This window comes from Agrobacterium sp. 5Ca50 (assembly GCF_055381905.1).
The window spans coordinates 251,073-276,087 of sequence record NZ_AP026438.1 but is presented as its reverse complement, the minus strand read 5'-3'; the positions used below and the strand labels follow the sequence as shown (position 1 = coordinate 276,087).

At 55.3% G+C, this 25,015-nt stretch carries 27 protein-coding genes, 1 tRNA gene and 1 other RNA gene; 10 read left to right on the top strand and 19 right to left on the bottom strand.

Features of this window, described 5'->3' with window-relative positions; translation table 11 throughout:
• Positions 1-55: 55 nt before the first annotated feature.
• Positions 56-152, bottom strand: an RNA gene (gene ffs / locus ACZ5FM_RS01355) — signal recognition particle sRNA small type.
• A gap of 31 nt (positions 153-183) precedes the next feature.
• Here ffs and ACZ5FM_RS01350 point away from each other — a divergent pair.
• On the top strand, positions 184-648 hold the full coding sequence (locus tag ACZ5FM_RS01350) for an HIT domain-containing protein (RefSeq protein WP_250983548.1): 465 nt from the start codon (positions 184-186) through the stop codon (positions 646-648).
• The gene (nudC, locus tag ACZ5FM_RS01345; protein WP_250983547.1) at positions 648-1,625 is read left to right on the top strand and encodes an NAD(+) diphosphatase; all 978 of its coding nucleotides are present in this window, start codon (positions 648-650) and stop codon (positions 1,623-1,625) included. The genes ACZ5FM_RS01350 and nudC overlap by 1 nt, the downstream gene beginning before the upstream one ends.
• On the opposite strand, the gene ACZ5FM_RS01340 is transcribed toward nudC, so the two are convergent.
• Together ACZ5FM_RS01340 and ACZ5FM_RS01335 are read right to left on the bottom strand one after the other, a co-directional pair.
• Positions 1,616-2,485: a prephenate dehydratase gene (locus tag ACZ5FM_RS01340; RefSeq protein WP_250983546.1), complete on the bottom strand. Its 870-nt coding sequence runs from the start codon at positions 2,483-2,485 to the stop codon at positions 1,616-1,618. The genes nudC and ACZ5FM_RS01340 overlap by 10 nt on opposite strands.
• A gap of 11 nt (positions 2,486-2,496) precedes the next feature.
• A complete protein-coding gene (locus ACZ5FM_RS01335; RefSeq protein WP_259147565.1) occupies positions 2,497-3,252 on the bottom strand; it encodes a 3-deoxy-manno-octulosonate cytidylyltransferase in 756 nt (251 codons plus the stop codon).
• A gap of 153 nt (positions 3,253-3,405) precedes the next feature.
• Between ACZ5FM_RS01335 and ACZ5FM_RS01330 the strand changes: the two genes are divergently transcribed.
• A complete protein-coding gene (locus ACZ5FM_RS01330; RefSeq protein ID WP_192486965.1) occupies positions 3,406-3,975 on the top strand; it encodes a c-type cytochrome in 570 nt (189 codons plus the stop codon).
• A gap of 85 nt (positions 3,976-4,060) precedes the next feature.
• Here ACZ5FM_RS01330 and ACZ5FM_RS01325 read toward each other — a convergent pair whose 3' ends face one another.
• Positions 4,061-5,005, bottom strand: coding sequence for an AEC family transporter (locus ACZ5FM_RS01325; RefSeq protein WP_464039490.1), 945 nt, complete (start codon positions 5,003-5,005; stop codon positions 4,061-4,063).
• A 407-nt stretch (positions 5,006-5,412) separates the two neighbouring features.
• On the opposite strand from ACZ5FM_RS01325, the gene ACZ5FM_RS01320 reads away from it, so the two are divergent.
• On the top strand, positions 5,413-6,405 hold the full coding sequence (locus ACZ5FM_RS01320; protein WP_250983544.1) for an adenosine kinase: 993 nt from the start codon (positions 5,413-5,415) through the stop codon (positions 6,403-6,405).
• Here the strand turns inward: ACZ5FM_RS01320 and ACZ5FM_RS01315 are convergent.
• Entirely contained in the window at positions 6,398-6,934 is a 537-nt protein-coding gene (locus ACZ5FM_RS01315; RefSeq protein ID WP_259147573.1) for an SH3 domain-containing protein, read from the bottom strand. The genes ACZ5FM_RS01320 and ACZ5FM_RS01315 overlap by 8 nt on opposite strands.
• A 233-nt stretch (positions 6,935-7,167) precedes the next feature.
• On the opposite strand from ACZ5FM_RS01315, the gene ACZ5FM_RS01310 reads away from it, so the two are divergent.
• Positions 7,168-8,172 carry a 2-hydroxyacid dehydrogenase gene (locus tag ACZ5FM_RS01310; RefSeq protein WP_192486961.1) on the top strand — a complete coding sequence of 335 codons (1,005 nt, stop codon included), beginning with the start codon at positions 7,168-7,170 and terminating at the stop codon, positions 8,170-8,172.
• A 7-nt stretch (positions 8,173-8,179) separates the two neighbouring features.
• Here the strand turns inward: ACZ5FM_RS01310 and ACZ5FM_RS01305 are convergent, their stop codons facing one another.
• Genes ACZ5FM_RS01305 through recF form a run of 3 tightly spaced genes read right to left on the bottom strand, consistent with a single transcriptional unit; the run spans position 8,180 to position 10,580 of the window.
• Positions 8,180-8,653, bottom strand: a complete 474-nt coding sequence (locus tag ACZ5FM_RS01305; protein ID WP_250983709.1) for a GNAT family N-acetyltransferase — start codon at positions 8,651-8,653, stop codon at positions 8,180-8,182.
• A gap of 4 nt (positions 8,654-8,657) precedes the next feature.
• Complete coding sequence (locus ACZ5FM_RS01300) at positions 8,658-9,422, bottom strand: molybdopterin-synthase adenylyltransferase MoeB (protein WP_464039489.1); 765 nt, start codon at positions 9,420-9,422, stop codon at positions 8,658-8,660.
• Positions 9,423-9,452: 30 nt separating this feature from the next.
• Positions 9,453-10,580, bottom strand: coding sequence for a DNA replication/repair protein RecF (recF, locus tag ACZ5FM_RS01295; RefSeq protein ID WP_464039488.1), 1,128 nt, complete (start codon positions 10,578-10,580; stop codon positions 9,453-9,455).
• A gap of 260 nt (positions 10,581-10,840) precedes the next feature.
• Here recF and ACZ5FM_RS01290 point away from each other — a divergent pair, with 260 nt between their 5' ends.
• From ACZ5FM_RS01290 to ACZ5FM_RS01275, 4 genes are all read left to right on the top strand, one after another.
• Positions 10,841-12,061: a phosphopentomutase gene (locus ACZ5FM_RS01290; RefSeq protein WP_464039487.1), complete on the top strand. Its 1,221-nt coding sequence runs from the start codon at positions 10,841-10,843 to the stop codon at positions 12,059-12,061.
• A complete protein-coding gene (locus ACZ5FM_RS01285; RefSeq protein WP_464039486.1) occupies positions 12,058-13,041 on the top strand; it encodes an adenosine deaminase in 984 nt (327 codons plus the stop codon). Before ACZ5FM_RS01290 ends, ACZ5FM_RS01285 begins: the two co-directional genes overlap by 4 nt.
• A gap of 100 nt (positions 13,042-13,141) precedes the next feature.
• Positions 13,142-13,771, top strand: coding sequence for a uracil phosphoribosyltransferase (gene upp / locus ACZ5FM_RS01280; RefSeq protein ID WP_192486956.1), 630 nt, complete (start codon positions 13,142-13,144; stop codon positions 13,769-13,771).
• Positions 13,772-13,923: 152 nt separating this feature from the next.
• On the top strand, positions 13,924-14,433 hold the full coding sequence (locus tag ACZ5FM_RS01275; RefSeq protein ID WP_250983538.1) for a TIGR02281 family clan AA aspartic protease: 510 nt from the start codon (positions 13,924-13,926) through the stop codon (positions 14,431-14,433).
• On the opposite strand, the gene deoA is transcribed toward ACZ5FM_RS01275, so the two are convergent.
• From deoA to ACZ5FM_RS01225, 10 genes are all read right to left on the bottom strand, one after another.
• Positions 14,426-15,742, bottom strand: coding sequence for a thymidine phosphorylase (deoA, locus tag ACZ5FM_RS01270; RefSeq protein ID WP_464040508.1), 1,317 nt, complete (start codon positions 15,740-15,742; stop codon positions 14,426-14,428). The genes ACZ5FM_RS01275 and deoA overlap by 8 nt on opposite strands.
• Positions 15,739-16,512, bottom strand: a complete 774-nt coding sequence (gene deoC / locus ACZ5FM_RS01265) for a deoxyribose-phosphate aldolase (RefSeq protein ID WP_464039485.1) — start codon at positions 16,510-16,512, stop codon at positions 15,739-15,741. The genes deoA and deoC overlap by 4 nt, the downstream gene beginning before the upstream one ends.
• Position 16,513: 1 nt before the next feature.
• A complete protein-coding gene (locus tag ACZ5FM_RS01260) occupies positions 16,514-17,314 on the bottom strand; it encodes a purine-nucleoside phosphorylase (RefSeq protein WP_192486953.1) in 801 nt (266 codons plus the stop codon).
• A complete protein-coding gene (locus tag ACZ5FM_RS01255; RefSeq protein ID WP_250983536.1) occupies positions 17,314-17,703 on the bottom strand; it encodes a cytidine deaminase in 390 nt (129 codons plus the stop codon). The genes ACZ5FM_RS01260 and ACZ5FM_RS01255 overlap by 1 nt, the downstream gene beginning before the upstream one ends.
• 2 nt (positions 17,704-17,705) lie before the next feature.
• Positions 17,706-18,677 carry an ABC transporter permease gene (locus tag ACZ5FM_RS01250; protein ID WP_192486951.1) on the bottom strand — a complete coding sequence of 324 codons (972 nt, stop codon included), beginning with the start codon at positions 18,675-18,677 and terminating at the stop codon, positions 17,706-17,708.
• A 6-nt stretch (positions 18,678-18,683) separates the two neighbouring features.
• A complete protein-coding gene (locus tag ACZ5FM_RS01245; RefSeq protein WP_259147600.1) occupies positions 18,684-19,787 on the bottom strand; it encodes an ABC transporter permease in 1,104 nt (367 codons plus the stop codon).
• A gap of 7 nt (positions 19,788-19,794) precedes the next feature.
• Positions 19,795-21,306 (bottom strand): ABC transporter ATP-binding protein, encoded by a 1,512-nt coding sequence (locus tag ACZ5FM_RS01240; protein WP_259147602.1) that lies wholly within the window; start codon positions 21,304-21,306, stop codon positions 19,795-19,797.
• 71 nt (positions 21,307-21,377) lie between these two features.
• Complete coding sequence (locus tag ACZ5FM_RS01235; RefSeq protein ID WP_192486948.1) at positions 21,378-22,370, bottom strand: BMP family lipoprotein; 993 nt, start codon at positions 22,368-22,370, stop codon at positions 21,378-21,380.
• Positions 22,371-22,580: 210 nt separating this feature from the next.
• The gene (gene msrA / locus ACZ5FM_RS01230) at positions 22,581-23,231 is read right to left on the bottom strand and encodes a peptide-methionine (S)-S-oxide reductase MsrA (RefSeq protein WP_312951228.1); all 651 of its coding nucleotides are present in this window, start codon (positions 23,229-23,231) and stop codon (positions 22,581-22,583) included.
• 67 nt (positions 23,232-23,298) lie between these two features.
• Complete coding sequence (locus tag ACZ5FM_RS01225; RefSeq protein WP_192486946.1) at positions 23,299-23,613, bottom strand: hypothetical protein; 315 nt, start codon at positions 23,611-23,613, stop codon at positions 23,299-23,301.
• Between the two features lie 215 nt (positions 23,614-23,828).
• On the opposite strand from ACZ5FM_RS01225, the gene ACZ5FM_RS01220 reads away from it, so the two are divergent.
• Positions 23,829-23,918: transfer RNA gene (locus tag ACZ5FM_RS01220), tRNA-Ser, on the top strand.
• A 97-nt stretch (positions 23,919-24,015) separates the two neighbouring features.
• Here the strand turns inward: ACZ5FM_RS01220 and ACZ5FM_RS01215 are convergent.
• On the bottom strand, positions 24,016-24,927 hold the full coding sequence (locus tag ACZ5FM_RS01215; protein ID WP_464039484.1) for a LysR substrate-binding domain-containing protein: 912 nt from the start codon (positions 24,925-24,927) through the stop codon (positions 24,016-24,018).
• Positions 24,928-25,015: the final 88 nt, after the last annotated feature.

Genomic DNA, 25,015 nt, shown 5'->3' with positions numbered 1-25,015 from the left:
TGGCCTGTTTTACGGGCATAGCTGCCCGGCAAAAGCTGAGGCACAGGAAAAAAGGGTGGGAGGCTGGCACGGCGACCCGTGCCTGGCTCGTTAGGGCTGCTTCCTTCCGGACCTGACCCGGTTGGCGAGTGGCTCGTCCACCACCAACCTCCCGAACGCACATATCGGCAATATCGAAAGCAAATGCAAGCCAAGCATTCAAAAAACTGCTATCACAATGAAAACATCCTATGGAGGAACCACTTGTCCACATTCAAACTGGATGAACGGATCGCGCGCGACAGCGAACTGATCACGACGCTTGGCCTTTGTCAGCTGCGCTTGCAGAACGACAAAAGGTGGCCATGGCTGGTTTTGGTGCCGCAGCGCAACGGTCTGAGCGAAGTTTTTGAGCTGACGCCGCTCGACCAGGCCATGCTGACCTTCGAAACCAACATGGTCGCCGAAGCGCTCAAGACTGTCACCAAAGCCAAAAAGATAAACATAGGTGCACTTGGCAATATCGTCAGCCAACTCCATGTTCACATCATCGCCCGCAATGAGGGCGACACGTGCTGGCCGGGGCCAATCTGGGGTCACGGTACGGCGCAACCCTATGACCATGCTGAAAAACGCGATCTCATCAAAAGATTGACCGGTGCTCTTTAATGAACAAAGCGACTATTTTCGATACTGACGCCCCGCATCCCGAAGCAAGTAATCTCACTGCATTTTCACAAAACGCCCTCGACCGCCAGGCCGAGAAACGCGACGATGATTGCGTCTCAACAGCGCTCGCCATTGAAGGTACGCATATTCTCGCCTTCACCACTGGAAAACTCGTTCTCAAACATGACGATCAGGTTCTCGATCCACTGTTTGCCGCCTATGAGCTGGCTGAACTGAAGCCCGATTTCGACAACGCAATCCTGCTAGGCTACAAGCAGAATGGCGAACCGAGAATTGCCGTACCGGTGCAGACAACGGAAGAAGAACTGGCAAGCCACTTCAAACCCGTGGATGCCCGTGCGCTGTACCGCGATCAACTGCTGGACGAGGACCTGTTGGGCGAAACAGCGCAGGCTGTCAGTCTGTTGCGCTGGAATGATGACAACCGTTTTTGCGGTCGTTGCGCGTCGCGCATGGATTTGAAAATCGGCGGTTACAAGCGAGTTTGCAGCAGCTGCGGCCACATGATTTTCCCACGCACCGATCCTGTGGTTATCATGCTGACAATCGATCTGGAGCGCGATCTTTGCCTGCTTGGCCGTGGCCCGCATTTTGCGCCGGGCATGTATTCCTGCCTGGCCGGTTTCGTGGAACCTGGTGAAACCATCGAAAATGCCGTTCGTCGCGAGACGCATGAGGAATCCGGCATTGCGGTTGGTCGCGTGCGTTATCACGCATCGCAGCCATGGCCGATGCCGCATACGCTGATGATTGGCTGTTTTGCTGAAGCAACCTCATTCGACATTACCCGCGATGAGGCAGAGCTTGAGGATTGCCGCTGGTTCACCCGTGATGAAGTGGCAGCACTTCTGGCTATGACTGGCGCGGACGGTCGCTCACCGCCGCCGAAGGGTGCCATCGCGCACCGGTTGATGCGCGACTGGCTGGAATGGGATCCGCGTGAGGATCAGACCTGACCGTTTTGCAAACGGCCACGCATCGGATGGCCTTTGTAAACGCCGAGAATGCGAACTTTTTCTGAGAAGAAACGCAGTTCCTCGAGTGCATGACGAACCGGGGCATCATCCGGATGCCCTTCAATATCGGCATAAAACTGCGTGGCCACGAACTTGCCACCAATCTGGTAGCTTTCGAGCTTCGTCATATTGATGCCGTTGGTCGCAAAACCACCCATTGCCTTGTAAAGGGCGGCCGGAATGTTGCGTACATTGAAGACAAAGGTGGTCACGATCACCTCGTTGTCGTCCTTGCGCTCTTCCCATTTTTCATCACGCGAGAGAATGACGAAACGGGTGACATTGTTTTCCGTATCTTCGACATTTTCCGCAATGATATCGAGACCATAAAGCTTGGAGGCCAGTCGTGGCGCCAAGGCGGCCATGGTTCTGTCGCCCTTCTCGGAGACCAGCTTGGCGGCACCCGCCGTATCGCCCGCGACAACCGGTTTCCAGCCATTGTTGCGGATAATCTTGCGGCATTGTCCCAGCGCATGAATGTGGCTGTGTACGGTCAGGATTTCATCACGCTTGACGCCCGGCAGCACCATCAGCTGAAAGCGGATCGGCATGAAATATTCGCCGATGATGTTGAGGCGGGACTCCGGCAGCAGGTGGTGAATATCGGCAACGCGACCGGCAATGGTGTTCTCGATCGGGATCATGCCGAGATCGGCCTCACCGCTTTCCACGGCCATAAAGGCGTCTTCAAATGTCGGGCATGGCAGTGGCTCCATGTCCGGGAACATGTCCCGGCAGGCCATATCCGAATTTGCGCCGAAATCACCCTGAAATGCTATGCGGTTGGTTTTCATTGTCATGGACAGTCCGATCAAAGAGATTTTGCAGCCAGAATACGTCTGGCTTTTTCCAGATCCGCTGGCGTGTCGACGCCAAGCGGAACAGATTTCACGATTTCAGCGTCAATGCGCATACCGTCCTCCAGCGCACGCAACTGCTCGAGTGATTCGCGGCGCTCGAGAACAGAAGGCGGAAGTGACACGAAGCGCTCAAGTGCGGCGCGGCGATAGGCATAAAGACCGATATGGTGGTAGAGCGGCCCGGGCCCGTAAGGTGCAGTGGCGCGGGTAAAATACAAAGCCCGAAGGCGGGTGTCCGACAGCGGACTGCCAACAACCTTCACCACATGTGGATTGACCTTTTCTTCCTCGCTGACAATTTCCACCGTAAGGGTGGCGATATCCACCTGCGGATTTTCCAGCGGACGCATCGCGGCCAGGATGGTTTCTGGCTCGATGGTTGGCAGGTCTCCCTGCACATTGACCACGAATTCAGCCTCGCGATTCGGGTCAACCTTTTCAAGAGCTTCAAAAATACGGTCCGAACCGGACTGATGATCGTCACGCGTCATCATCACCTCAAATCCGGCAGCGGCCACAGCGTCGTAAACTTGATGATCATCAACGGCTACGACAATGCGCCCCAACCCCGCTTCACGGGCGCGAAGAGCCACCTGAACGATCATCGGCTTGCCACAGATATCCGCCAAAGGTTTTCCAGGCAGTCTGGTGGATGCAAGCCGTGCCGGGATAAGCACCAAAGCTTTGCCTAAATCCGTATTCTTCATTTCGAGACCCTTCAAATCCCGCCCGAAAAGTGTCAAAACGTCACGGAGTGGGGAGCATATTCAAGTTGCGCAAGCTATGCAAAAGCCATAGCTTTCATGCAATTTCAAGATGGCCCGTTTTGTTATCAAACGGCTGTGAGGGAGCGATTGTAGATGAATTCATATGTAAACATGGGCGTGGGGGCTCTTTTGGGCACCGTATTCGTCCTGATGTCTGTTTCGATAGCGTCGGAAGGGATCTTCCATTCTGCTGCTCCTGAAAAGGAAGGCTTCGCGATCGTTGCAGAAGAAAGTGCCAGTGCCGGTGGTGAAAGCGAAGCAGCAGTTGCAACGCCAATCGCGACCCTTCTTGCGAGCGCCGATGCCGCAAAGGGCGAAGTGGTGTTCAAGAAGTGTCAGAGCTGTCACACCTCGGAGAGTGGCGGTGCCAACAAGGTTGGACCCAATCTCTTCGATCTCGTTAATCGTCCAATCGCCGCACATGAAGGTTTCAGCTATTCGGCTGCACTCAAGGATTTTGCTCAGGGCGGCTCAGTCCATTGGGATTATGACCACCTCAATCACTTCCTGGAAGGTCCAAAGAAATACATCAGCGGCACAGCCATGGGCTTTGCAGGCGTGAAAAAGGAAACGGAACGTGCCGATCTGATCGCGTATCTTCGTACGTTGTCGGCGAACCCTGCTCCGCTGCCGGATCCGGCGGCTGCACCAGCCACCAACTGATTTTTTCTTCTGTCGATCAAAAAAAGCCACCGTCACGCCAGTGCCGGTGGCTTTTTTAATGGGTAATTGCAACTTCGGTCTGTTGTCAGCCCAGCAGCCATGCCCACAGCGAAACCGAGAGAACACCCAGCAGCGTTGATATGCTGATGGTGGATGCTGCGAGGCTATGGCCGGTGCCAAAGCGGTTGGCGAGCAGCCATGCATTGATGCCGGTCGGCACAGATGCCGTCAGTACCAGTGCAGCTGTCCATTGCGGGCTGAGGCCCAACAGATGCCCGGCAATCCACACACAGCCCGGTAACAGGAAAAGCTTGAATGTGGTCATGGTGGCAGCGATGCGTACATTGCCGCGAATGCTGTATTTGTTGAGTGCCATGCCAAGAGAAATAAGTGCTGCCGGTCCGGCCATGCTGGCAATCTGGTCAATTACCGATTTCAAAACCACAGGTACCGGCACATCAATGGCATGCACTGACATGCCGATGATCAGACCAATGATCAGCGGATTTGAAATGAGATTTCGGCCAATCTGCTTGAGGATTGCGCCGGTGGACCGCTTTTCACCACCGATGGCTTTATGGGTAGCATTTTCCATCAGAATGGTGCCGGCAATCATCATGACCGGCAGATGGATGGCAAGAAGAATGGACAGAGCAACAAGACCCTCGTCACCAACCGAACGACCGACCAGCGGCAAACCGATGAAGATATTGTTGGCAAAGGATGACGAGATACCGGCAATCACGGCAATGCGCAGATCCTGTTTGAAAACATATTTCGCCATGATATGGCCAACAGCCCAGGTCACGGCGACACCGCTGAAATAGGCAATCCAAAGCTTGAACGGGGAAGCTCCGTGGAAATCAGCCTCCACCAGCGTACGGATAATCAGGGTCGGTACGGCAATCTTGAAAACGAAATCCCCCAGGACATCACCGACATCGACCTTGAACAAACCTACTTTTACAATCAGCCATCCGGTCAGGATGAGAATAAAAACAGGGGCAACATTCAGTGCAATCGCGGACATTGGGAGGGAGCTTTCGCGAATATGAGGCGGGAGAATCCAGCTGTAACGCAAATCCCATGGGGGGACAATTCTTGCTCGGCAATTAGCTAAACAGTCACTCACGCGCGGAAATGAAAAAAGCGGGGATCAATCCCCGCTTCATCATGACAGCAAATGCCTGCACCAGTACATCCGTGGTGCGGCTTCGCCGAAAAGCCGGAGAACAATCATGTTTTCCTTACACCGTTCTCTAAAACTGAGAACTATGAATTGGCTGATCCCCATATAGCCACACCAGATGACACTACCATGACGAAAGGGTAAGGTTTTAAATCCCTCAAACGACCCGCGCTGCGCGGTTTTTCCTTTCCATGCGGGCAGAAATCGGTATGACGGAATCCCGGATGAACTCTCTCCGGACTGGATATATGGCAAAATATGACGTTCTGACCGTCGGCAACGCTATCGTTGATATTATTTCACGTTGCGACGACAAATTTCTCAATGAAAACGGCATTACCAAAGGTGCGATGAACCTCATCGATGCCGAACGTGCCGAACTTCTGTATTCGCTGATGGGCCCGGCTCTGGAAGCCTCCGGTGGCAGTGCCGGCAATACGGCAGCCGGCGTCGCCAATTTTGGTGGCAAGGCCGCCTATTTCGGCAAGGTCGCGGAAGATCAGCTCGGTGAAATTTTCCAGCACGATATTCGTGCGCAGGGCGTCTATTTCGAAACCAAGCCGGAAGGCACCTTCCCGCCAACCGCCCGTTCCATGATCTTCGTGACCGAAGACGGCGAGCGTTCGATGAACACCTATCTCGGCGCCTGCGTTGAGCTGGGTCCTGAGGATGTCGAGGCCGAGGTCGTTGCCGAATCCAAGGTGACCTATTTCGAAGGTTATCTGTGGGACCCGCCACGCGCCAAGGATGCAATCCGTGAATGCGCGCGTATTGCCCATGAAAACGGTCGCGAAGTTTCGATGACGCTGTCCGACAGTTTCTGCGTTGGCCGTTATCGGGAAGAGTTTCTCGACCTGATGCGCTCCGGCACGGTGGATATTGTTTTCGCCAACAAGCAGGAAGCGCTTTCGCTGTACGAAACCGACGACTTCGAGCTGGCACTTTCCAAGATCGCGGCAGATTGCAAGATCGCGGCCGTGACGATGAGCGAAGAAGGTGCCGTGATCGTACGGGGTACAGAGCGCGTCAAGGTTGATGCCTATGCCGTTCACGATGTCGTGGACACCACAGGCGCTGGCGACCTGTTCGCATCAGGCTTCCTGTTTGGTTACACCACGGAACGTTCGCTGGAAGATTGCGGCAAGCTGGGCTGCCTTGCAGCCGCTGCTGTTATCCAGCAAATCGGCCCAAGGCCAATGAGCTCGCTGAAAACAGCAGGCAGCAAAGCCGGTCTTATTTAAAGGCCTCACCCGGGTAAGCGCCCCAGATTTCCCCCTGGGGCACCCAACCATTTGCCTGGCCGGCTTCGGCGCGACACCAGTCGCCATTGCACTCACCGATCCGGATCATCACGCCGGGCTCGAGCTTGGCGATGACAGACGCAGATGACTGCGGCTCACGGCGCATGTTCACGTAAATGCTTTCACCCTTGCCGCGCATCCATGGAGCGGCAACGGCTGTGCGCTCTCCCGACAAAAGAGCCTGGTTCACCCAGCCTTCGGTACCATCCGCATCGCGGATACGGCGCCAGTTTTCGTATTCCTGCACGATTTCAACCGGCATACCTGCCTTTAGGTACATCCATGACACCGCATAATCGGTGCTTGGGCCGATTCGCATGTTAACGCGCTTCGATTTCAGGCTGACAAAACGGGGAAGCGGCAAACCGCTGGCTCCCTTGGCTGCACCTTGCGCGTGGGCAATCTGCCCCAGACCGCCGACAAGCGCCAAAGATAAAGCCATGCAAAAAACAAATGCAGATCTACGCATGCATGCCTCCGTTTTCTTAACCGAAGCCCTTGCCATCAAAGGAAACCCGGTTTTTGATCTCTAAAATACGCTCATCTCCAGATCGGCGATTAAGGCCATCGAAACCGCAACTCGGTCGGACTTGTCCTGACGAGTTCTGTTGTCTTCCTCGAACGGTCTGGTAGAAACGCGTGAATGAAAGAAATTATCGCTCTTTCTGGTTAACGACCTCTGAACAAGGCATCGGACACATCATGAGCAACAAGAAGAGACCCTCCGTTTACCTCACCCGGAAGCTGCCGGACATGGTTGAAACGCGTATGCGGGAACTCTTCGATGCAGAATTGAACATAGATGACGCCCAGCGCAGCGAATCAGAGCTGGTTGCCGCCATGCAAACGGCCGATGTTCTGGTGCCGACCGTGACCGACCGCATCACTGCTGCGATGATCGAAAAAGCCGGTCCACAACTGAAACTGATCGCCAGCTTTTCAAACGGCATCGACCACATTGATGTCGACGCTGCCGCGCAAAAGGGCATCACCGTCACTAACACACCCAATGTGCTGACCGAAGACAGTGCCGACATGACCATGGCGCTGGTGCTGGCCGTGCCGCGCCGGCTGGTCGAGGGCACGCGGGTTCTCGCCAACAATGCCGATGAATGGGGCGGCTGGTCGCCAACCTGGATGCTCGGTCGTCGCATTTCCGGAAAACGTATCGGCATTGTCGGCATGGGACGCATCGGCACAGCCGTTGCGCGCCGCGCCAAAGCGTTTGGTCTTTCCATCCATTATCACAACCGCCACCGGGTAAACCCCGCCACGGAAGCAGAGCTTGAGGCAACCTATTGGGACAGCCTCGACCAGATGCTGGCGCGTGTCGATATTGTTTCGATCAACTGCCCGTCAACGCCTGCAACCTACCATCTGATCTCTGCCCGGCGTTTGGCGCTGATGCAGCCGACCAGCTACATCGTCAATACCGCGCGCGGCGACATCATTGATGAAGCAGCGATGATCCAGTGCCTGCGCGATGGCAAGATCGCCGGCGCCGGGCTTGATGTTTATGAAAATGAGCCAGCGGTTAATCCCAAACTGATCAAGCTGGCACGTGAGGGCAAGGTCGTGCTGTTGCCGCATATGGGATCTGCCACAATCGAAGGTCGCATGGATATGGGTGACAAGGTCATCATCAACATCCGCACCTATTTTGATGGCCACCGCCCACCGAACCGGGTTCTTCCGGGCAAAAACTGAAGACTCTTCAGAAAAGCGGTTTTTGCATTTCGATGTAGGTTATGCGCTGATAACCTGCATGCGAACGCTCTGCAGTCTTTACAAAACCCCAGCGGCCGAATGTCCCATGATTGCCGACCAGTTCGATACGCGTTTGCAGCCGTAGCGCTTTCAGGCCAAGTTGTTGTGCCGTTTGTTCTGCCACCGCACACAAGGCAGCGCCGATGCCCTTGCCCTGCGCCAACGGGCTAACAGCCAACTTGCCGATGTAGAGGGTTGCAGGTTCCGCCTTGCAGAAAATACAGCCCAGCAGTGTTCCGTTCTCATCACAGGCGACAAAACAGACTTCGTCATTGGCCTTCTGACGCAGGTTTTCAAGCGTCAAGGCATGGGCGGACGACGGTGGGTCGATGACGCCATCCATATAGGCAAATGCTTCGCAGATCAGTTTCAACAGTTCATCCCAACGGCCAAAACCGTCATCGACCTTGCTGATATCAATCACATCACGCCTCTTTTTTGCGTCGTCTCTTGTAGCGCACGGTTTCAAAACGCGCTGACAAGGCATCGTATAATAACAACCGCCCGACAAGCGGCTCTCCGGTTTGCGTTATGAGCTTGATAGCTTCCATGGACATGATGGTACCGATGACCCCTGTCAGGGCGCCGACAATGCCGGTTTCTGCACAAGATGGAACAAGTCCTGATGGCGGCGGTTCGGGAAACAGGTCGCGGTAGCCTGGATAGGCGACACCATCGGGGCCGGTCTCATAGGGCTTCAGCACCGTGACAGAGCCATCGAACCGTCCGACAGCGCCAGTGACCAGGGGAATTTTTGCCTGTTCAGCACTGTCGGCTGCGGCATAGCGCGTATCGAAATTATCCGACCCATCAACGACCAAGTCAAAGCGCGACAGATGCAACTGCGCCCATTCGCGCGAAAAACGTTCTTCAAACACCACCGTGCGGACATGCGGGTTCAAACGTTTTATCGCATCAACGGCGCTCGCGGTTTTCATTTCTCCGATAGTACCGCTGTCATAGATGACCTGCCGTTGGAGATTGGAAAGCGACACCGTGTCATCGTCAATCAGGCCCAGTGTTCCGGCACCGGCCGCGGCGAGATAAAGCAAGATCGGCGCGCCCAGACCGCCAGCACCGATTACCAGCACTTTGGCGCGCTTGAGCCGCTGCTGGCCGACACCACCAATCTCCGGCAGCAATATGTGCCGTTTGTAGCGTTCGATCTCTTCGTCAGTCAGCACGTCCATCACGCTTATCCCCGCATAACCTGCCCGATATTAGGATGAGATCCGTCCATTGGAAACATTGAAGAACTGGGCACGGGAACCCAGCGCTTCAAACATCGAAGCATCGGTCCCGGTCATGAAACTCTGACCACCAAGCACATGGATGAGATCAAACAGCGTGGCGCGTCGACCCTCATCGAGATGAGCGGCGATTTCATCCAGCAGTAGGACAGGCGCATACCCGGTCATATTTGCAGTCAATTGTGCATGTGCCAGCACCAGCCCCACCAAAAGAGCCTTCTGCTCACCGGTTGAACACCGTCCTGCGTCCATATCCTTTTCACGGTGGCGCACGAACAGATCGACACGGTGCGGGCCATCCAACGTGCGCCCGGCGGCAGAATCTCTGTGCCGGCTGCCGCGCAACATGGCGAGGTACATGTCTTCCTGCTCGACGGCTGGGCGCAGTGGATCGTCATCCATGAAACCGGACAGTTGCAAGCTTGCCGTCGGGAAAGCGGCACTCTCTGCCCGGTCGGCAATCAGTGCGGTGAGAAGGCCGAGAATTTCCTGACGCGCCGATGCCATGGCAATGCCGAGAGCCGCCATCTGCGTTTCGATACCATCCAGCCACACCGGGTCAAACCGTCCATCGGACAGCAAGCGGTTGCGGCTGCGCATGGCTTTTTCAAAGTCGCCTGCCCGGCGGCCATGTGATGGATCAATAGACAACACCAGCCTATCGAGAAACCGACGACGGTCTGCCGATGGGCCGCTGAACAGGCCGTCCATAGCAGGCGTCAGCCACAGAACACGCAGGTGATCGGTCAGTTCATCTACGGATTTGACGCTGGTGCCGTTCAGGCGCAGGCGGCGGGTAACTGTATCTCCGGTATTTTCAATGCCGGTGCCAATGGCAACGTCGCCTTCCATGCCTTCAGCATGGGCAAAAATTGAAAAGCCATTGTCTTCGGCACCCACTCTGGTGACTTCCGGTAGGGTCGCACGTCTTATTCCCCTTCCCGGCGACAGGAACGACACGGCCTCCAGCAAGTTGGTCTTGCCGGATCCATTATTGCCAGTGAGCACCACATGGCGGTCGTCCATATCCAGGGCAGCATGAGCGTAATTTCTGAAATCCGCCAATTTCAACTGCGAGAGAAAAACCTTCGATGTCATGTGCATGAGCTAGGACGAAGATGGGCCAATGGCAAGTTTTGAATGATCAAAGCCTGCAAAAGCCCAACAAAAATATGGGCAGATAAATCCTGATACCCACGCTATGTTGCAATTTACGAAAATTGCTTCGCAGTTGGGTTTCTCGTGTTTATATGAGGGATTATTTTTTAAACGCAGTTGCAGAGGCCTCAACTTCTCGCTTGCAGGCATTGTTTAGGACACGTGCTGGCTGACACGCCGGTGCATAATTCAGGTGGTTGATGGCACGCGCATTTCTACTCGTTCTCGATTCCTTCGGCGTTGGCGGAGCTGTCGATGCGATACGATACGGCGATGATGGCTCAAACACTCTGGGTCATATTGCCGAATTTTGTGCGGCCGGTGCCGCTGACCGACCCGGTTTGCGTTCCGGTCCGCTCGATTTGCCCAACATGTCATCGCTTGGCCTCGTGCACATATCCCGCCAGGCGACCGGTGAGTTTCCTTTAGGAATGCGCATTCCCTCGCGAATTTTTGGCCTTTATGGCAGCGCTAGTGAAGTCTCCAATGGTAAGGATACCCCGTCCGGTCACTGGGAAATCGCCGGCACACCGGTTTCATTCGACTGGGGGTATTTCCCTAGCGAAGGTGATGCATTTTCTCCGGAACTGGTCGACGCGATCTGTCGCGACGGCAACATTCCCGGCATTCTCGGCAACTGCCATGCCTCCGGTACGGATGTGATTGCCAAACTGGGTGCCGAACATATCAAGACCGGCAAGCCAATCTGCTACACTTCGTCGGACTCGGTTTTTCAGATCGCAGCACATGAGCGATATTTCGGCCTCGAGCGCCTGATCGAGCTTTGCAAGGCCGTCCGCGTTTTGCTGGATCCGCTCAATATCGGGCGCGTCATTGCACGACCCTTTGTGGGCGAAACCGCAGCGACCTTCCAGCGGACCGGCAACCGGCGAGATTTTTCCGTTCTACCACCAGAGCCAACCCTGCTTGACCGGCTGGTTGCGGCAGGTCGCAACGTACATGCCATTGGCAAGATCGGCGACATCTATGCCCATCAGGGCGTCAGCCGCGTCATCAAGGCCAATGGCAACGAGGCGTTGATGCAAGCCACACTCAAGACAATCGATGAAGCCGAAGACGGTGATCTGGTTTTTACCAACTTCGTTGATTTTGACATGCTGTACGGCCACCGGCGGGATGTTGCCGGATATGCGGCAGCTCTGGAAGCTTTCGATCTCCAGTTACCAGAAATACATCGCAAGATGCGCCCCGGTGATATTGCTGTCATCACCGCCGATCACGGCTGTGATCCGACATGGCGCGGAACCGACCACACACGCGAGCGAGTGCCGATCATGGTGTTTGGTCCGGGCATCCGTTCACGCAGCATAGGAATTCGCAGCACCTTTGCCGACATTGGCGAAAGCGTTGCTGCACATCTGGGAATAGAGCCGGGAAAATACGGCAGGAGCTTTATGTGACGACGAAATTATTAAAAGCAGAAATTCATTGCCACCTTGAAGGTGCAGCCCCGCCTGCCCTTGTTGCAAAACAGGCCGAAAAATACGGTATCGACAGCAGTCCCTTCCTGCGGGACGGCGCTTATGTCTGGTCAGATTTTGCAGAGTTCATTCGCTGTTACGATGCGGTGGCCGCGGTATTCCGCACTGAGGAAGATTATGCCCTTCTGACCGAGACCTATCTTACAGAACTGGCGGCCGTCGACACGATCTATAGTGAGCTTATCATCTCGCCGGATCATGGTGACCGTATCGGTCTGGGTGCTGACGCTTATCTTGCAGGCGTGGTCGCTGGTATTGAAGCGGCCAAGGAAAAGACGGGCATCGAAGCGCGCATCATCGTGACAGGTGAGCGTCATTTCGGACCGGACAAAGTTGTTGCCGCTGCGGAATATGCCGCACGCGTCAGACATCCGTTGATCACCGGCTTTAACATGGCTGGTGAAGAACGCATGGGCCGCGTCGCCGATTATGCCCGCGCCTTCGACATCGCCCGTGATGCCGGACTTGGCCTCACGATCCATGCCGGTGAAGTCTGTGGCGCATTCAGCGTCAGCGATGCACTGGATCTGGTCAAGCCATCGCGCATCGGTCACGGTGTCCGCTCCATCGAGGATGCGGTACTGGTTGAACGACTGGTGGAAACCGGCACGGTGCTTGAGGTTTGCCCTGGCTCCAACATTGCTTTGAACGTCTATCCGGATTTTGAAAGCCATCCGCTGCGCCGCCTGAAAGAAGCCGGTGTGCGTGTCTGCATCAGTTCGGATGACCCGCCATTTTTCCATACCTCGCTGCAGCGCGAATATGATCTTGCCGCTGGTGTATTCGGATTTTCAAAGCCGGAAATCGATCAACTGACCCGCACATCGCTTGAGGCGGCCTTCGTTGACGAGGCCACCCGCGCAGCACTGCTTGCCCGTCTGGACGAGAGTGCGGCGTAAAAGGCCATATGACAGGGTAAAACCTTCTGAAACCCTTGCGAAAGCAAGGGTCGGTGACATAGAAGAGCAAGATAACAAACAGAGGGAAGGTCATTTCTCCATGAACGGCGTCACAGTCATCAAGCATCCGCTGGTGCAGCATAAACTCACCATCATGCGCAAAAAAGAAACCTCGACGGCAGGCTTTCGTCGCCTGTTGAGGGAAATCTCAACGCTGCTTTGCTATGAGGTCACACGCGATCTCGAAATGACGATGGAAACCATCGACACGCCGATGGAAACGATTGAAGCACCGGTTCTGGAAGGCAAGAAGCTGGTTTTTGCGTCCATTCTGCGCGCTGGCAACGGCCTTCTGGAAGGCATGCTGGAGCTGGTGCCTTCGGCCCGCGTCTCGCATATTGGCGTTTACCGCGACCACGACACGTTGGAAGCGGTTGAATATTACTTCAAGGCTCCGGAAAGCCTCGATGCCCGCCTGGTCATCGTTGTTGACCCGATGCTTGCCACCGGCAACTCCTCGATTGCAGCTGTTGAAAAGCTGAAGGAACGTGGTGCAAAGAACATTCGTTTCCTTTGCCTGCTGGCCGCCCCTGAAGGCATCAAGAACTTCCAGGAAGCACATCCGGATGTTCCGATCTACACGGCCGCGATTGATCGCCACCTCAATGAACAGGGCTATATCGTGCCCGGTCTTGGTGACGCAGGCGACCGTATGTACGGCACGAAATAATAGAGCTTTCATCATCTCTTAACCAGAACGGCCATTTGTGCTTATAAGTCAGGACAAATGGCCGTTTTATTTGTATCTCGCAAAACATAACGGACTATATTTACCCGACGATACCTTGCGAAAGCTTGTCCGGTTAAAACGAGATTGTCCCTATGTTTATGCGCAGCGTCTTTTTACTGATCAGTCTTTCGGCCAGCGCAACGCAGGTCCCGGCAATCGTCAAGATGCTGACTGAAAAGCCGCAGGAAACACCGACCGTGTCGGCCCCCGTTCGCGAGGTTGCCATTACACCGGGTTCGGTGGTGCTGAAACAGGACGCGCGCGGCCATTTCAATGCGACACTCAAATTGAATGGCAAGGCGGTCGACGGGCTGATCGACACCGGCGCATCGGCAATCGTCATCAACGAAGCAACAGCACGGCGCTTGGGTTACGGCGTCAACAGCCTCGATTTCAAATATCCGGTATCTACGGCCAACGGCCGGACAAAGGCCGCCTATATCAAGCTGGACCGGGTGGAGCTCGGTAATATTCGTGTGCGCGACGTCGAAGCCTATGTCATGAAAAACGAGGCGCTCAGCACCACGCTTATCGGCATGACATTCCTTCGCAAGCTGTCATCTTTCAAGGTTGAAAACGGCACCCTGAAGCTGGTCAGGTAATGCGTGCCACGATTTCGGTCGTTGGTTCCGGCTTTTCATCACTGATCGTATAAAGACTGGCCAGTTTCTGCGCCATATGGCGTGCCTGATCTTGGTCAGCGGCATGAACCAGCGCAATCTCATCGCCGGCTTCAACGCAGCTTCCCAGCGGCTTTATAGCGGACAGTCCAACACGATGGTCGATCGCGTCTGCCGCCGCGACACGGCCACCACCGAGTTCGACCACGGCCATGCCGATATCACGGGTTTCACAGGCGGCGAGCCAACCGCTGTCTTTCGCCAGAACCGGATGAACGACAGGCGCTGCGACAAGATATTCGCCAGAGCGTTCGACAAAATCAGCTGGCCCGCCAAGCAAAGTGACCATCCGCGCAAAATGTTCCAAGGCCCGACCTGACGACAGGGCGTGCATGGCCTGATCATGGGCGTCGGCAACACCGGAGGCCACACCGGCCTGCAACAGCATTTCCGCAGCAAAGGCCATCACTACCCGCTCAAGTCGGGTGCCCGCTTTTTTTCCCGCCAGAAAATCGAGGCAGTTGATGATTTCCAGCGTATTGCCGGCCGCATCGGCCAACGGCTGGTTCATGTCGGTGATCAAGGCGGATGTGTTGACGCCGGCGCCATTGGCAACCTCGACGAGGGAACGAGCCAGTGTTTCCGCATCCTGCTTGTTTTGCATGAACGCGCCATTCCCGATCTTCACATCAAGAACGAGAGATTGCAGACCAGCAGCCAGTTTTTTGGAAAGGATAGAAGCCGTAATCAGTGGCACAGATTCAACGGTCGCGGTAATGTCCCTGATAGCGTAAAGCCGCCGGTCTGCCGGCGCGAGATTGGCCGTTTGGCCAATGATGGCGCAGCCTGCCTGTCGCAACACATCACGAAACAGCGCAGCGTCAGGGGCGATATTATAGCCCGGTATCGATTCCAGCTTGTCCAGCGTACCACCGGTATGGCCAAGACCACGCCCGGAAATCATCGGCACGGCGACACCACAGGCCGCAACAATGGGAGCCAACATCAAGGAGACATTGTCACCGACACCACCAGTCGAGTGTTTATCGGCAATCGGCAGGCCGATATCGCTCCAGTCCAACACTTCACCGCTATCGCGCATGGCCAGTGTCAGGGCGACGGTTTCATCACGTGTCATGCCGTTGAAATAGACAGCCATGGCAAATGCGGCCGCCTGGCCTTCAGAAATTCGCTCTTTGGCCAAGCCATCGATGAACGCTGCTATGTCTGCAGCGTCCAGAATTTCCCCATCACGTTTACGGCGGATGATTTCTTGTGGCAGCAAGATCAGTATCCGTTGGAAACTTTGGCCGATGTGCCGCCACCCAGCACGTTCAAGATGTCATCCAGCAGGCTGGAGGCACCAAAACGGAAGGTGGATGGCATGGCCCAATTTGGCTGCATGATCGTTTCAGCCAGTCGCAGATAGAGCGTTGCATCGTCGACGCTGGAAATGCCACCCGATGGCTTGAAACCGACCTTCTGTCTGCTGTCGCGGATAGCCTGCAACATGATGTCTGCCGCCTCTAGCGTGGCATTGGTGGATACCTTGCCGGTGGAAGTCTTGATGAAGTCGGCACCTTCGGCGATGGAAATTTCAGACGCGCGGCGAATAAGAACGCGATCCTTGATTTCCCCGCTTTCCAGAATGGCCTTCAGCAGAACAGGTGCCGGGCAGACTTTGCGCACTGCAGCGACCATTTCCGAAACGGCCGCCTCATCGCCGGCCAGCAGTTTTTTGTAAGGGATCACCAGGTCGATCTCATCGGCGCCATCGGCAACTGCACGTTCGGTTTCCCTGACCACTGTTGCAACGTCGAGATCACCCGACGGAAAATTAACAACTGTCGCGATTTTCAGGCTGTGGTTTGAGCCGAAGGCGGCCCGCGCCTGTGCAACATACCGTGGCCAGATGCAAATCGCAGCCGTGTTGCCATAGGACGTCTGCGCACGATTGATCAGTGCGGCAATCTGTTCAGGCGTGCAGTCATCATTCAGGTTGGTGAGGTCAAGCAGTGACAATGCGAGAGCCGCAGCTTCGCGAGAGCTCTGGAGTTCCATGTTATTCTCCTCCTGAAATCATTTCGCGCACGATAGCAGCAAGGCGCTTTCCACCGATCGGTGCCATGTCCTTGGTTTCTTCGTGGCTGAGTTCAGCCCCTGTCATGCCTGCACCATAATTGGTAATAACCGATGCAGCGGCAACGCGCATGCCAAAAAATCTGGCAAGAATGACTTCCGGCACGGTGGACATGCCAACGGCATCTGCACCGAGAATGCGCGCCATCCGGATTTCGGCGGGTGTTTCAAAGCTTGGACCGGAAAACCACATGTAGACGCCGCTCAACATTGGCACACCAGCGCGAATGGCAGCATTGCGCATCGCAACGGCCATTTCCGCATCATAGGCGGTGGTCATGCCCACGAAACGGCGATCACTTTCCTCGCCAATCAGCGGGTTCATGCCAGAATAGTTGATGTGGTCGACGATCTGCATCACCGAGCCGGGCGGCATATCTTCACGCAGCGACCCAGCCGAATTGGTCAGGATCAGCGATTGCACGCCAAGACCGGCCAGCGCCTCGATCGGAACGCGCATGGCAGCGGCGTCGCCTTTTTCATAATAATGCACACGGCCAGACAGCATGATGACCGGTTCGCCACCGAGGTAACCGGCAACAAGCTCACCGGCATGACCGGAAACGCCGCTTGCCGGAAAATCCGGCAGTTCTGAAAACGGGATCCGAACCGCATCGGTCAATTCTTCAACAAGCGAACCAAGGCCGGAGCCCAGCACGATGGCGACGCGCGGCATCATGCCTTGCAAACGATCTACCAGCAGATCGAAAATAGCTTGTGACATCAAGGCAGCTCGGTCTTGAAGCTGAAAGGCAGCAGTTCATCCATCGACATGACCTTCTGAACGCCGGTCTCATCGCAAAGATAGACTTTGGTATCTGCGTTGGCGAATTCCGCAATTTTCTGACGGCAGCCACCACAGGGCGGGCAAAGCGCCAGCTTTTCGGCAATCACGGCGATTTCCTTGATCTGTTTGGCTCCGCCCATGATCATGGCGCTGATGGCGCTAGGCTCGGCACACCAGCCCTGCGGGAAGGACAGGTTCTCGATGTTAGCGCCCTTGTAGATCTGCCCATCCTCGGCGCGGATAGCCGCGCCGACAGGGAATTTCGAATAGGGGGCATGGGCAAATGACATGGCATCGCGCGCGGCTTCAAAAAGATCGTGAGACATGTTCAGCGTTCCTTCGAATAGGCAACACCACCGGCCTTCGGCGGTTTTGCGACACCAATAAACCCGGCCAGCAGGACGCAGGTCAGAATATAAGGCAGTGCCTGGAATATCTGTACTGGTACTTCACCGATCAGCGGCACGGATTTGCCCTGCATGAAGTTGGCAACCGCATCGAGGAAACCGAACAGCAGACATGCAAACATGACAGGAACAGGCTTCCATTTGGCAAAGATCAGGGCGGCAAGCGCGATGTAACCCTTACCCGCGGACATATTGGCAATGAACGCAGCCGACTGCGCAATTGCCAGGTAGGCGCCCGAAAAGCCGCACAGGAAGCCGGCAACGATGACAGCACGGTAGCGCATCCATGTAACGGAAATACCTGCGGTATCGACGGCGCCGGGATTTTCACCCACTGCGCGAAGGCGCAGGCCAAACCGTGTGCGGTAAAGCACCCACCACGACAGTGGTACGGCGAGGAAAGCGAGATACGTCAGGATATTGTGGCCGGAAATAACATTGGCATAGAGCGGCCCGATAAATGGAATGTCCCTGACCAGATCAACGCCCGGCAAGGTAATGGGTGTGAAACGGCCACCACCAGCCAACTGCGGTGTACGACCGCCCTGGCCGAACCATGCCTGCCCCAACACCACCGTTAGACCCGCTGCAATGAAGTTCAGCGCGACGCCGGACACGATCTGGTTGCCACGATTGGTAATCACGGCAAAACCGTGGGTCAGCGAGAACAAGATCGAAACGGCGATACCGGCAAACAAACCAAGCCACGGGTTGGCCGTGACATAGGCCACACAGGCCGATGCAAAGGCCGCAGCCAGCATCTTGCCTTCAAGGCCGATGTCAAACACCCCTGCCCGTTCAGAAAACAGACCGGCAAGCGCTGTAAACAGCAGCGGAATTGTCAAACGAACGGTCGAACCAAGAATGCTGACGACGATATCGAAAAAATCCATGGTTTCTCACCCTTTCGTAAATTGCTGGTAGATGCGCACCAGCGCGGGGCGGTACATATATTCAAGTGCACCGGCAAAAAGGATCACCAGACCCTGGATCACAACGATCATTTCGCGGGTGATATTCGGCATTTCAAACGACAGGTCGGCACCGCCCTGGTAGAGAATGCCAAACAGCAGCGCGGCAAATAGAATGCCAAGTGGATGGCTGCGCCCCATCAGGGAAACGGCGATGCCGACAAAGCCCGCCCCACCCACGAACTCAACCTGCAAACGTCCCGAGGCGCCCATGACCGGGTTCAGCGCCATCATGCCGGCCAGTCCACCGGAAATCAGCATGGCGATGATCACCGTACGTGCATAGGGGATGCCGGCATAGACTGCTGCCGAAGGGCTGATACCGAGCGTGCGCATTTCATAGCCAAGTTTGGTGCGCCAGATCAGCACCCAGACAAGGAAACACATGACCAGCGCAATCAGGAACGACACGTTGAACGGTGCCGGGCCAAGCTTCATGCCAAAAATCGCCATCAGCCAATCCAGCTTGGGCAGCTGGCCACCGGCCAGAAATGTGCGGGTTTCCGGCGCCATCTTGCCCGGAACAATAAACACATTCACCAGCAGGTAGACCATCAAGGCCGCACCGATGAAATTGAACATGATGGTGGTGATAACCACGTGGCTACCGCGCTTGGCCTGTAGCCAGGCCGGAATGAACGCCCAGGCCGCACCAAACACGGCCGCGCCGATAACGGCGAATGGCATCGTTACATACCACGGCACATAGTGGTCGAGAGACATGGCAACGATGGCCGCACCCAGACCGCCAACATAGGCCTGACCTTCAGCACCGATATTGAAAAGACCGGCATGAAAGGCAACGGCCACGGCAAGACCGGTGAAGATGAAGCTGGTGGTGTAAAACAGCGTAAAACCGATAGCATCACCACGGCCCAGTGCGCCCTGCACCAGCAGATTAAGGGCGGCGAACGGATCTTCACCTATCGACCAGACAACAAGGCCCGAGATCAGAAAAGCCGTCATGATGTTCAACAACGGCATGAGGCCGTAAGAAATCCAATTCGGAAGTGGTACGGAAGCAGTGCTCATAAGGCCCTCATGCGGCGATGCCGGCCATCATCAGGCCAAGTGTCTGTTCTTCGGCATCAGCCGTTTTTTCTCCCACGATCTGACCATCGAACATCACGATGATCCGGTCAGAGAGAGAGCGTATTTCATCCAGTTCCACGGAAACGAGAAGGATGGCCTTACCGGCATCCCGCATTTCAATGATGCGACGATGAATGAATTCGATCGCACCAATATCAACACCGCGGGTCGGCTGGCCGATAATCAACATCTTCGGGTCGCGCTCGATTTCGCGCGCAACGACGATTTTCTGCTGGTTGCCACCGGAAAAATTCGCGGTTTTCAAATGGGCATTCGGCGGGCGAATATCGTATTTCTCGATCTTCTCCTCGGCATCCTTGCGCATGGCTTCGGGATTGAGGAAAGGACCTTTGCCGTACCGCTCATCGCGGTGGTAACCGAGGATGGAGTTTTCATATTCCTCGAACTTCAACACCAGACCCATGTGGTGGCGGTCTTCGGGAATATGGGCAAGGCCAAGATCGCGTAGCAGGGCCGGATCGGCCTTGTCGATCGTCTTTCCATCAAACAGGATTTCTCCCGAATGCGGTTTGCGAATGCCGGCGATTGCTTCTAGCAATTCCGATTGGCCGTTGCCAGCAACGCCGGCAATGCCGACAATTTCGCCAGCACGAACGTCGAAGGATACGTTCTTGACCATATCGACGCCGCGGCTGTCCTTGACCGTCAGGTTGCGGACCGACATCAGTGTTTGAGCAGGAGATGCCTCGCCTTTTTCTACACGCAGCAGAACGCGGCGGCCAACCATCAGTTCAGCCAATTCCTCGACCGAGGTTTCAGCGGTTTTGCGGGTCGCGACCATTTCGCCCCGACGCATCACGGATACCGTGTCGGTAATGGCCATGATTTCGCGCAGCTTATGGGTGATGAGAATTACGGTTTTGCCCTGATCGCGCAGCACGCCGAGAATCTTGAAGAGATGGTCGGCCTCGGCCGGAGTCAGCACGCCGGTCGGCTCATCGAGAATGAGGATTTCAGCGCCACGGTACATGGCTTTGAGGATTTCAACACGCTGTTGAAGGCCCACCGGCAGTTCTTCGATTACTGCATCGGGGTCGACTTCAAGACCGTAATCCGCCTCAAGACGTTTCAGTTCCGTGCGGGCTGCGTTAACGCCTTGCTTCAGCAGGGCTCCGCTTTCCGCTCCCAGAATAACGTTCTCGAGCACGGTGAAATTTTCAACCAGCATGAAGTGCTGGTGCACCATGCCAATTCCAGCACTGATCGCAGCCTGGCTGTCCTTGATGGACACCGGCGCTCCATTCATTTTTATCTCACCGGAATCGGCCTGATAAAATCCATAGAGGATCGACATGAGTGTGGATTTGCCAGCACCATTCTCACCAATGATGCCGTGGATGGATCCTTTGGCAACCGCAAGATTGATGTTTTTATTGGCGTGAACGGCGCCGAATTTTTTATCGATGCCAACAAGTTCGATTGCAAGCTGCGTGCTCAAATCGGAAAATCTCCAAATCTGGATATGGAAAGGGCGTATGGCACAAAGCCATACGCCCCTCAAATATCATATCATTTCGGGCAGGAGTTATCCGACATATAGTCGTGGACCTTTACGGTACCGGCAATGATGTCAGCCTTTGCCTTGTCAACGGCCGCAACCATTTCAGGCGTGATGAGCGCCTTGTTGTCGTTGTCGAGCGCATAGCTGACGCCGTCTTGAGCAACGCCGAGTGCCTGAACACCACCGGTGAACTTGTCGTCCTGGGTGTCCTTGTAAGCATTGTAGACGGCCAGATCGACGCGCTTGACCATTGAGGTCAGCACGGAACCCGGATGCAGGTGGTTCTGGTTGGAATCCACACCGATCGAGAACTTGCCATTGTCAGCAGCGGTCTGGAGAACGCCGAGACCGGTTGCACCGGCTGCCGCGTAGATGACGTCCGCGCCCTGGTCGATCTGGTTCTTGGTCAATTCACCACCACGAACTGGATCGTTCCATGCAGCACCGGTGGTACCGGTCATGTTCTGGAAGACTTCGATCTTGTCGTTGGCAGCCTTTGCACCCTGCACATAACCGCAACCGAACTTGCGGATCAGCGGAATGTCCATACCACCGATGAAGCCGACCTTGCCGGTCTTGGAGGCCATGCCGGCCAGCAGGCCAACGAGGTAAGAACCTTCTTCTTCCTTGTAGACAACCGAGCGGACGTTCGGCAGCTCGACAACGGAGTCAACGATCACGAACTTCGTGTCAGGATATTCTGCAGCAACCTTTTCCATGGCCGATGTCCATGCAAAGGAAACGGCAACAACAGGGTTGAAGCCCTTGCTTGCAAAGTTGCGAATGGCCTGCTCACCCTGCGTGTCGCTGGTTGGCTCGAAATCGCGGAATTCGATGCCGGTGTCGGCCTTGAACTTCTCAGCGCCGGCAGCGGCAGCTTCGTTGAAGGATTTGTCGAATTTACCGCCGGTACCATAAACCAGCGCCGGCTTGATATCTGCTGCCAATGCAGATGCAGACATCGCAGCCATGGCGAAGAGAGTCAAAATGGATTTTTTCATTCGTGCAGCCCTGTTGTTGCAATTGATCTTATCAGGTCCTCCCGCAAGCCCTTAACAGGCATGTCTGCGGAACCGCCAGCCCTTTTTGGAGGCTGTGCTTGTTTTTATCCTTGCATGCCTGCACGAAAAATTCATCCGGTTTTTTTACCCGGTGGAAAAACTCGTAAACGTCTGTTTTTTGAGCTTTCCGCCGGGCATTTTGATCAAAAACTAGCCGATATTGCAGCTGACGCCAGTGCCGCGAAGCCCGCAATATCCACCGGGATTTTTAGCAAGATATTGCTGATGATAGTCCTCGGCGTAATAAAACGTTTCTAGTGGCTCTATCTCTGTTGTGATAGGCGCCGGTTTTCCCGCATCCGTCAAAGCCTGCTGGAAAACGTCGCGCGCTTGCAACGCTTCATCCAGTTGTTCCTGCGTTGTGGCGTAGATCACCGAACGATAGGTCGTGCCGATATCATTACCCTGGCGCATGCCCTGTGTTGGATCATGTTCTTCAAAAAACAGCTTCAACAGGGCGGAAAGCGGAACGACGGACGGGTCGTAAACGACCTTCACTACTTCGGCATGACCGGTGCGGCCTGTGGTTGTTTCCTGATAGGTCGGGTTTGGCGTCAAACCGCCGGAGTAACCAACAGCCGTTACCCAGACACCGGGCACTTTCCAGAAAAGACGCTCAGCGCCCCAGAAGCAGCCCATGCCAAGATATATAACCTGCGTCCCCTCGGGGTATGGTTCTTTCAGCGCATGACCGTTGACGAAATGGGTTTCCGGCACCGGCATAGCCGTATCGCGGCCCGGCATTGCCGAATCAATTGTCGGCATTGTTGTTTTCGATGCATAGCTATCGAACGTGAACATATCTCTTCTCCAGCGGATCAGACGATCCGTTTGCTTGAGGTTTCACATGCAGCGTGGAGCGGGGCTGTCAGCCAAAGCGGCTGCGGATTTGCGGTTTGCGATAACCGACCATCCAAAACAGCAATGCCAAAGCAAGAAACAGCGCGAAGGCAGGAAGACTGTTCAACCAGGCTACCAGCCATCCCCAGGCGTCGGGATGAATATAGTGCGTCACCGTGCCTTCTGCCATGGTCAGCGATGACGGATAAATATCCTTCCAGGCAGCAATTGTGCTGGTCATATCAACCGAAGAAGTGGCGACGGAGCGGATAGAATCAAAGGTCCCCGCAACAATGGCCACACACAGGAGCACGAAACTCAGGATTCTCGCCAAAGATTTCAATGCCGTATATCCTCACAGGCTGCACAGGGAAAATCATCTCGTCAGAGCCTTAGAATTAAAGGGCGAAAAGGCGATTTGCAATCGCGCTATACACAGGCTTTTGCACCGCGATAAAAAAAAGTGTCAAATTGCGGTTGATCCTTTGAGATTCATCGGTATATATCGCGCCGTTCCAGTTGATTTGCAGGTTTCCAAAACATGCAGTCTCTCATGAAGGACAGGTGGCCGAGTGGTTTAAGGCGCACGCCTGGAACGCGTGTGTGCGTGAAAGCGTACCGTGGGTTCGAATCCCACCCTGTCCGCCATATGCTCTTCAAAAACTTCCCTTGAATGCATGCCAAGCGATAGATCGCTCTCGCTCCAATCAAGCTGCCGGCAGGATAGATTGGTTTTCTGAAGGCTCTATGACAGACCTTCTCCGTCTCCCGATTTGAGGCTACGCGCCACCCTTGTGAAATTCAGGGCCGATTGCGATGGCCGTGTCTTGAGATGCGCGACCGCAAGATCGACGGTTGGCTGTTCGTTGCGCAGCGTCAGGAATGCCACGCCCACGACATTGAACTGAGCCATGGAAGCCGGGACAAGCGAAAAACCCAACTCAGCGGAAACCAGAGACAGGATAGACGCAATCTGCGGCGCAAACTGTCCGAGCAGCGGTTCAAACCCGGCGCTACGGCAGGCGGCGATGGCTGCTTCATGCAGGCTGACGCCGATTTCGCGTGGTGTAACAATCAGCGGTATTGTGGACAGTGATGCCAGTTCAACATCGGAACCTGCCGTAACCGCCGGATGCGCGACAGGCAGAACTGCGACCAGCGGCTCACGTTTCAGCAAATATTCGCGAATCTCTGGCGGATCTGCACTGTTGGGTCGCAAAATGGCGGCATCGAGCCTGCCTTCTATCAGGCCTACGGTCAGGGCCACAGAATTGGCTTCCTCAAGCGTCAACTCCACCTCGGGATAGTTGCGATGAAAGGCACGAATGGTTGCCGAAACGATGGGGCTGAGCGCCGCCGTGCCGGTAAATCCAAGCCGCAACCGTCCGGTTTCCCCTCGGGATGCCCGCTGCGCTGCACGAATAGCGGTGTTTGCCTGCGCCGGCATTGTATGCACCGCGTCCCAAAAAGCCTGGCCCGCCTCGGTCAGTTCGGCACCGTGCGACAGACGATGGAACAACTGAGTGCCGACTTCAGCTTCCAAATCCCTGATCTGGATACTGAGCGGTGGCTGCCCTATGCCCAACTTGGCAGCAGCGCGGGTAAAGTTTCCTTCCTCGGCGATGGCGAGAAAATAGCGGATGTGACGAAGCTCCATGGTATTTACATAACATATCACAAACGCCATTTCCATATATTGGACACATGACGGGTAAAGTCGGACAATGACTGCAACAAAGAAAGTT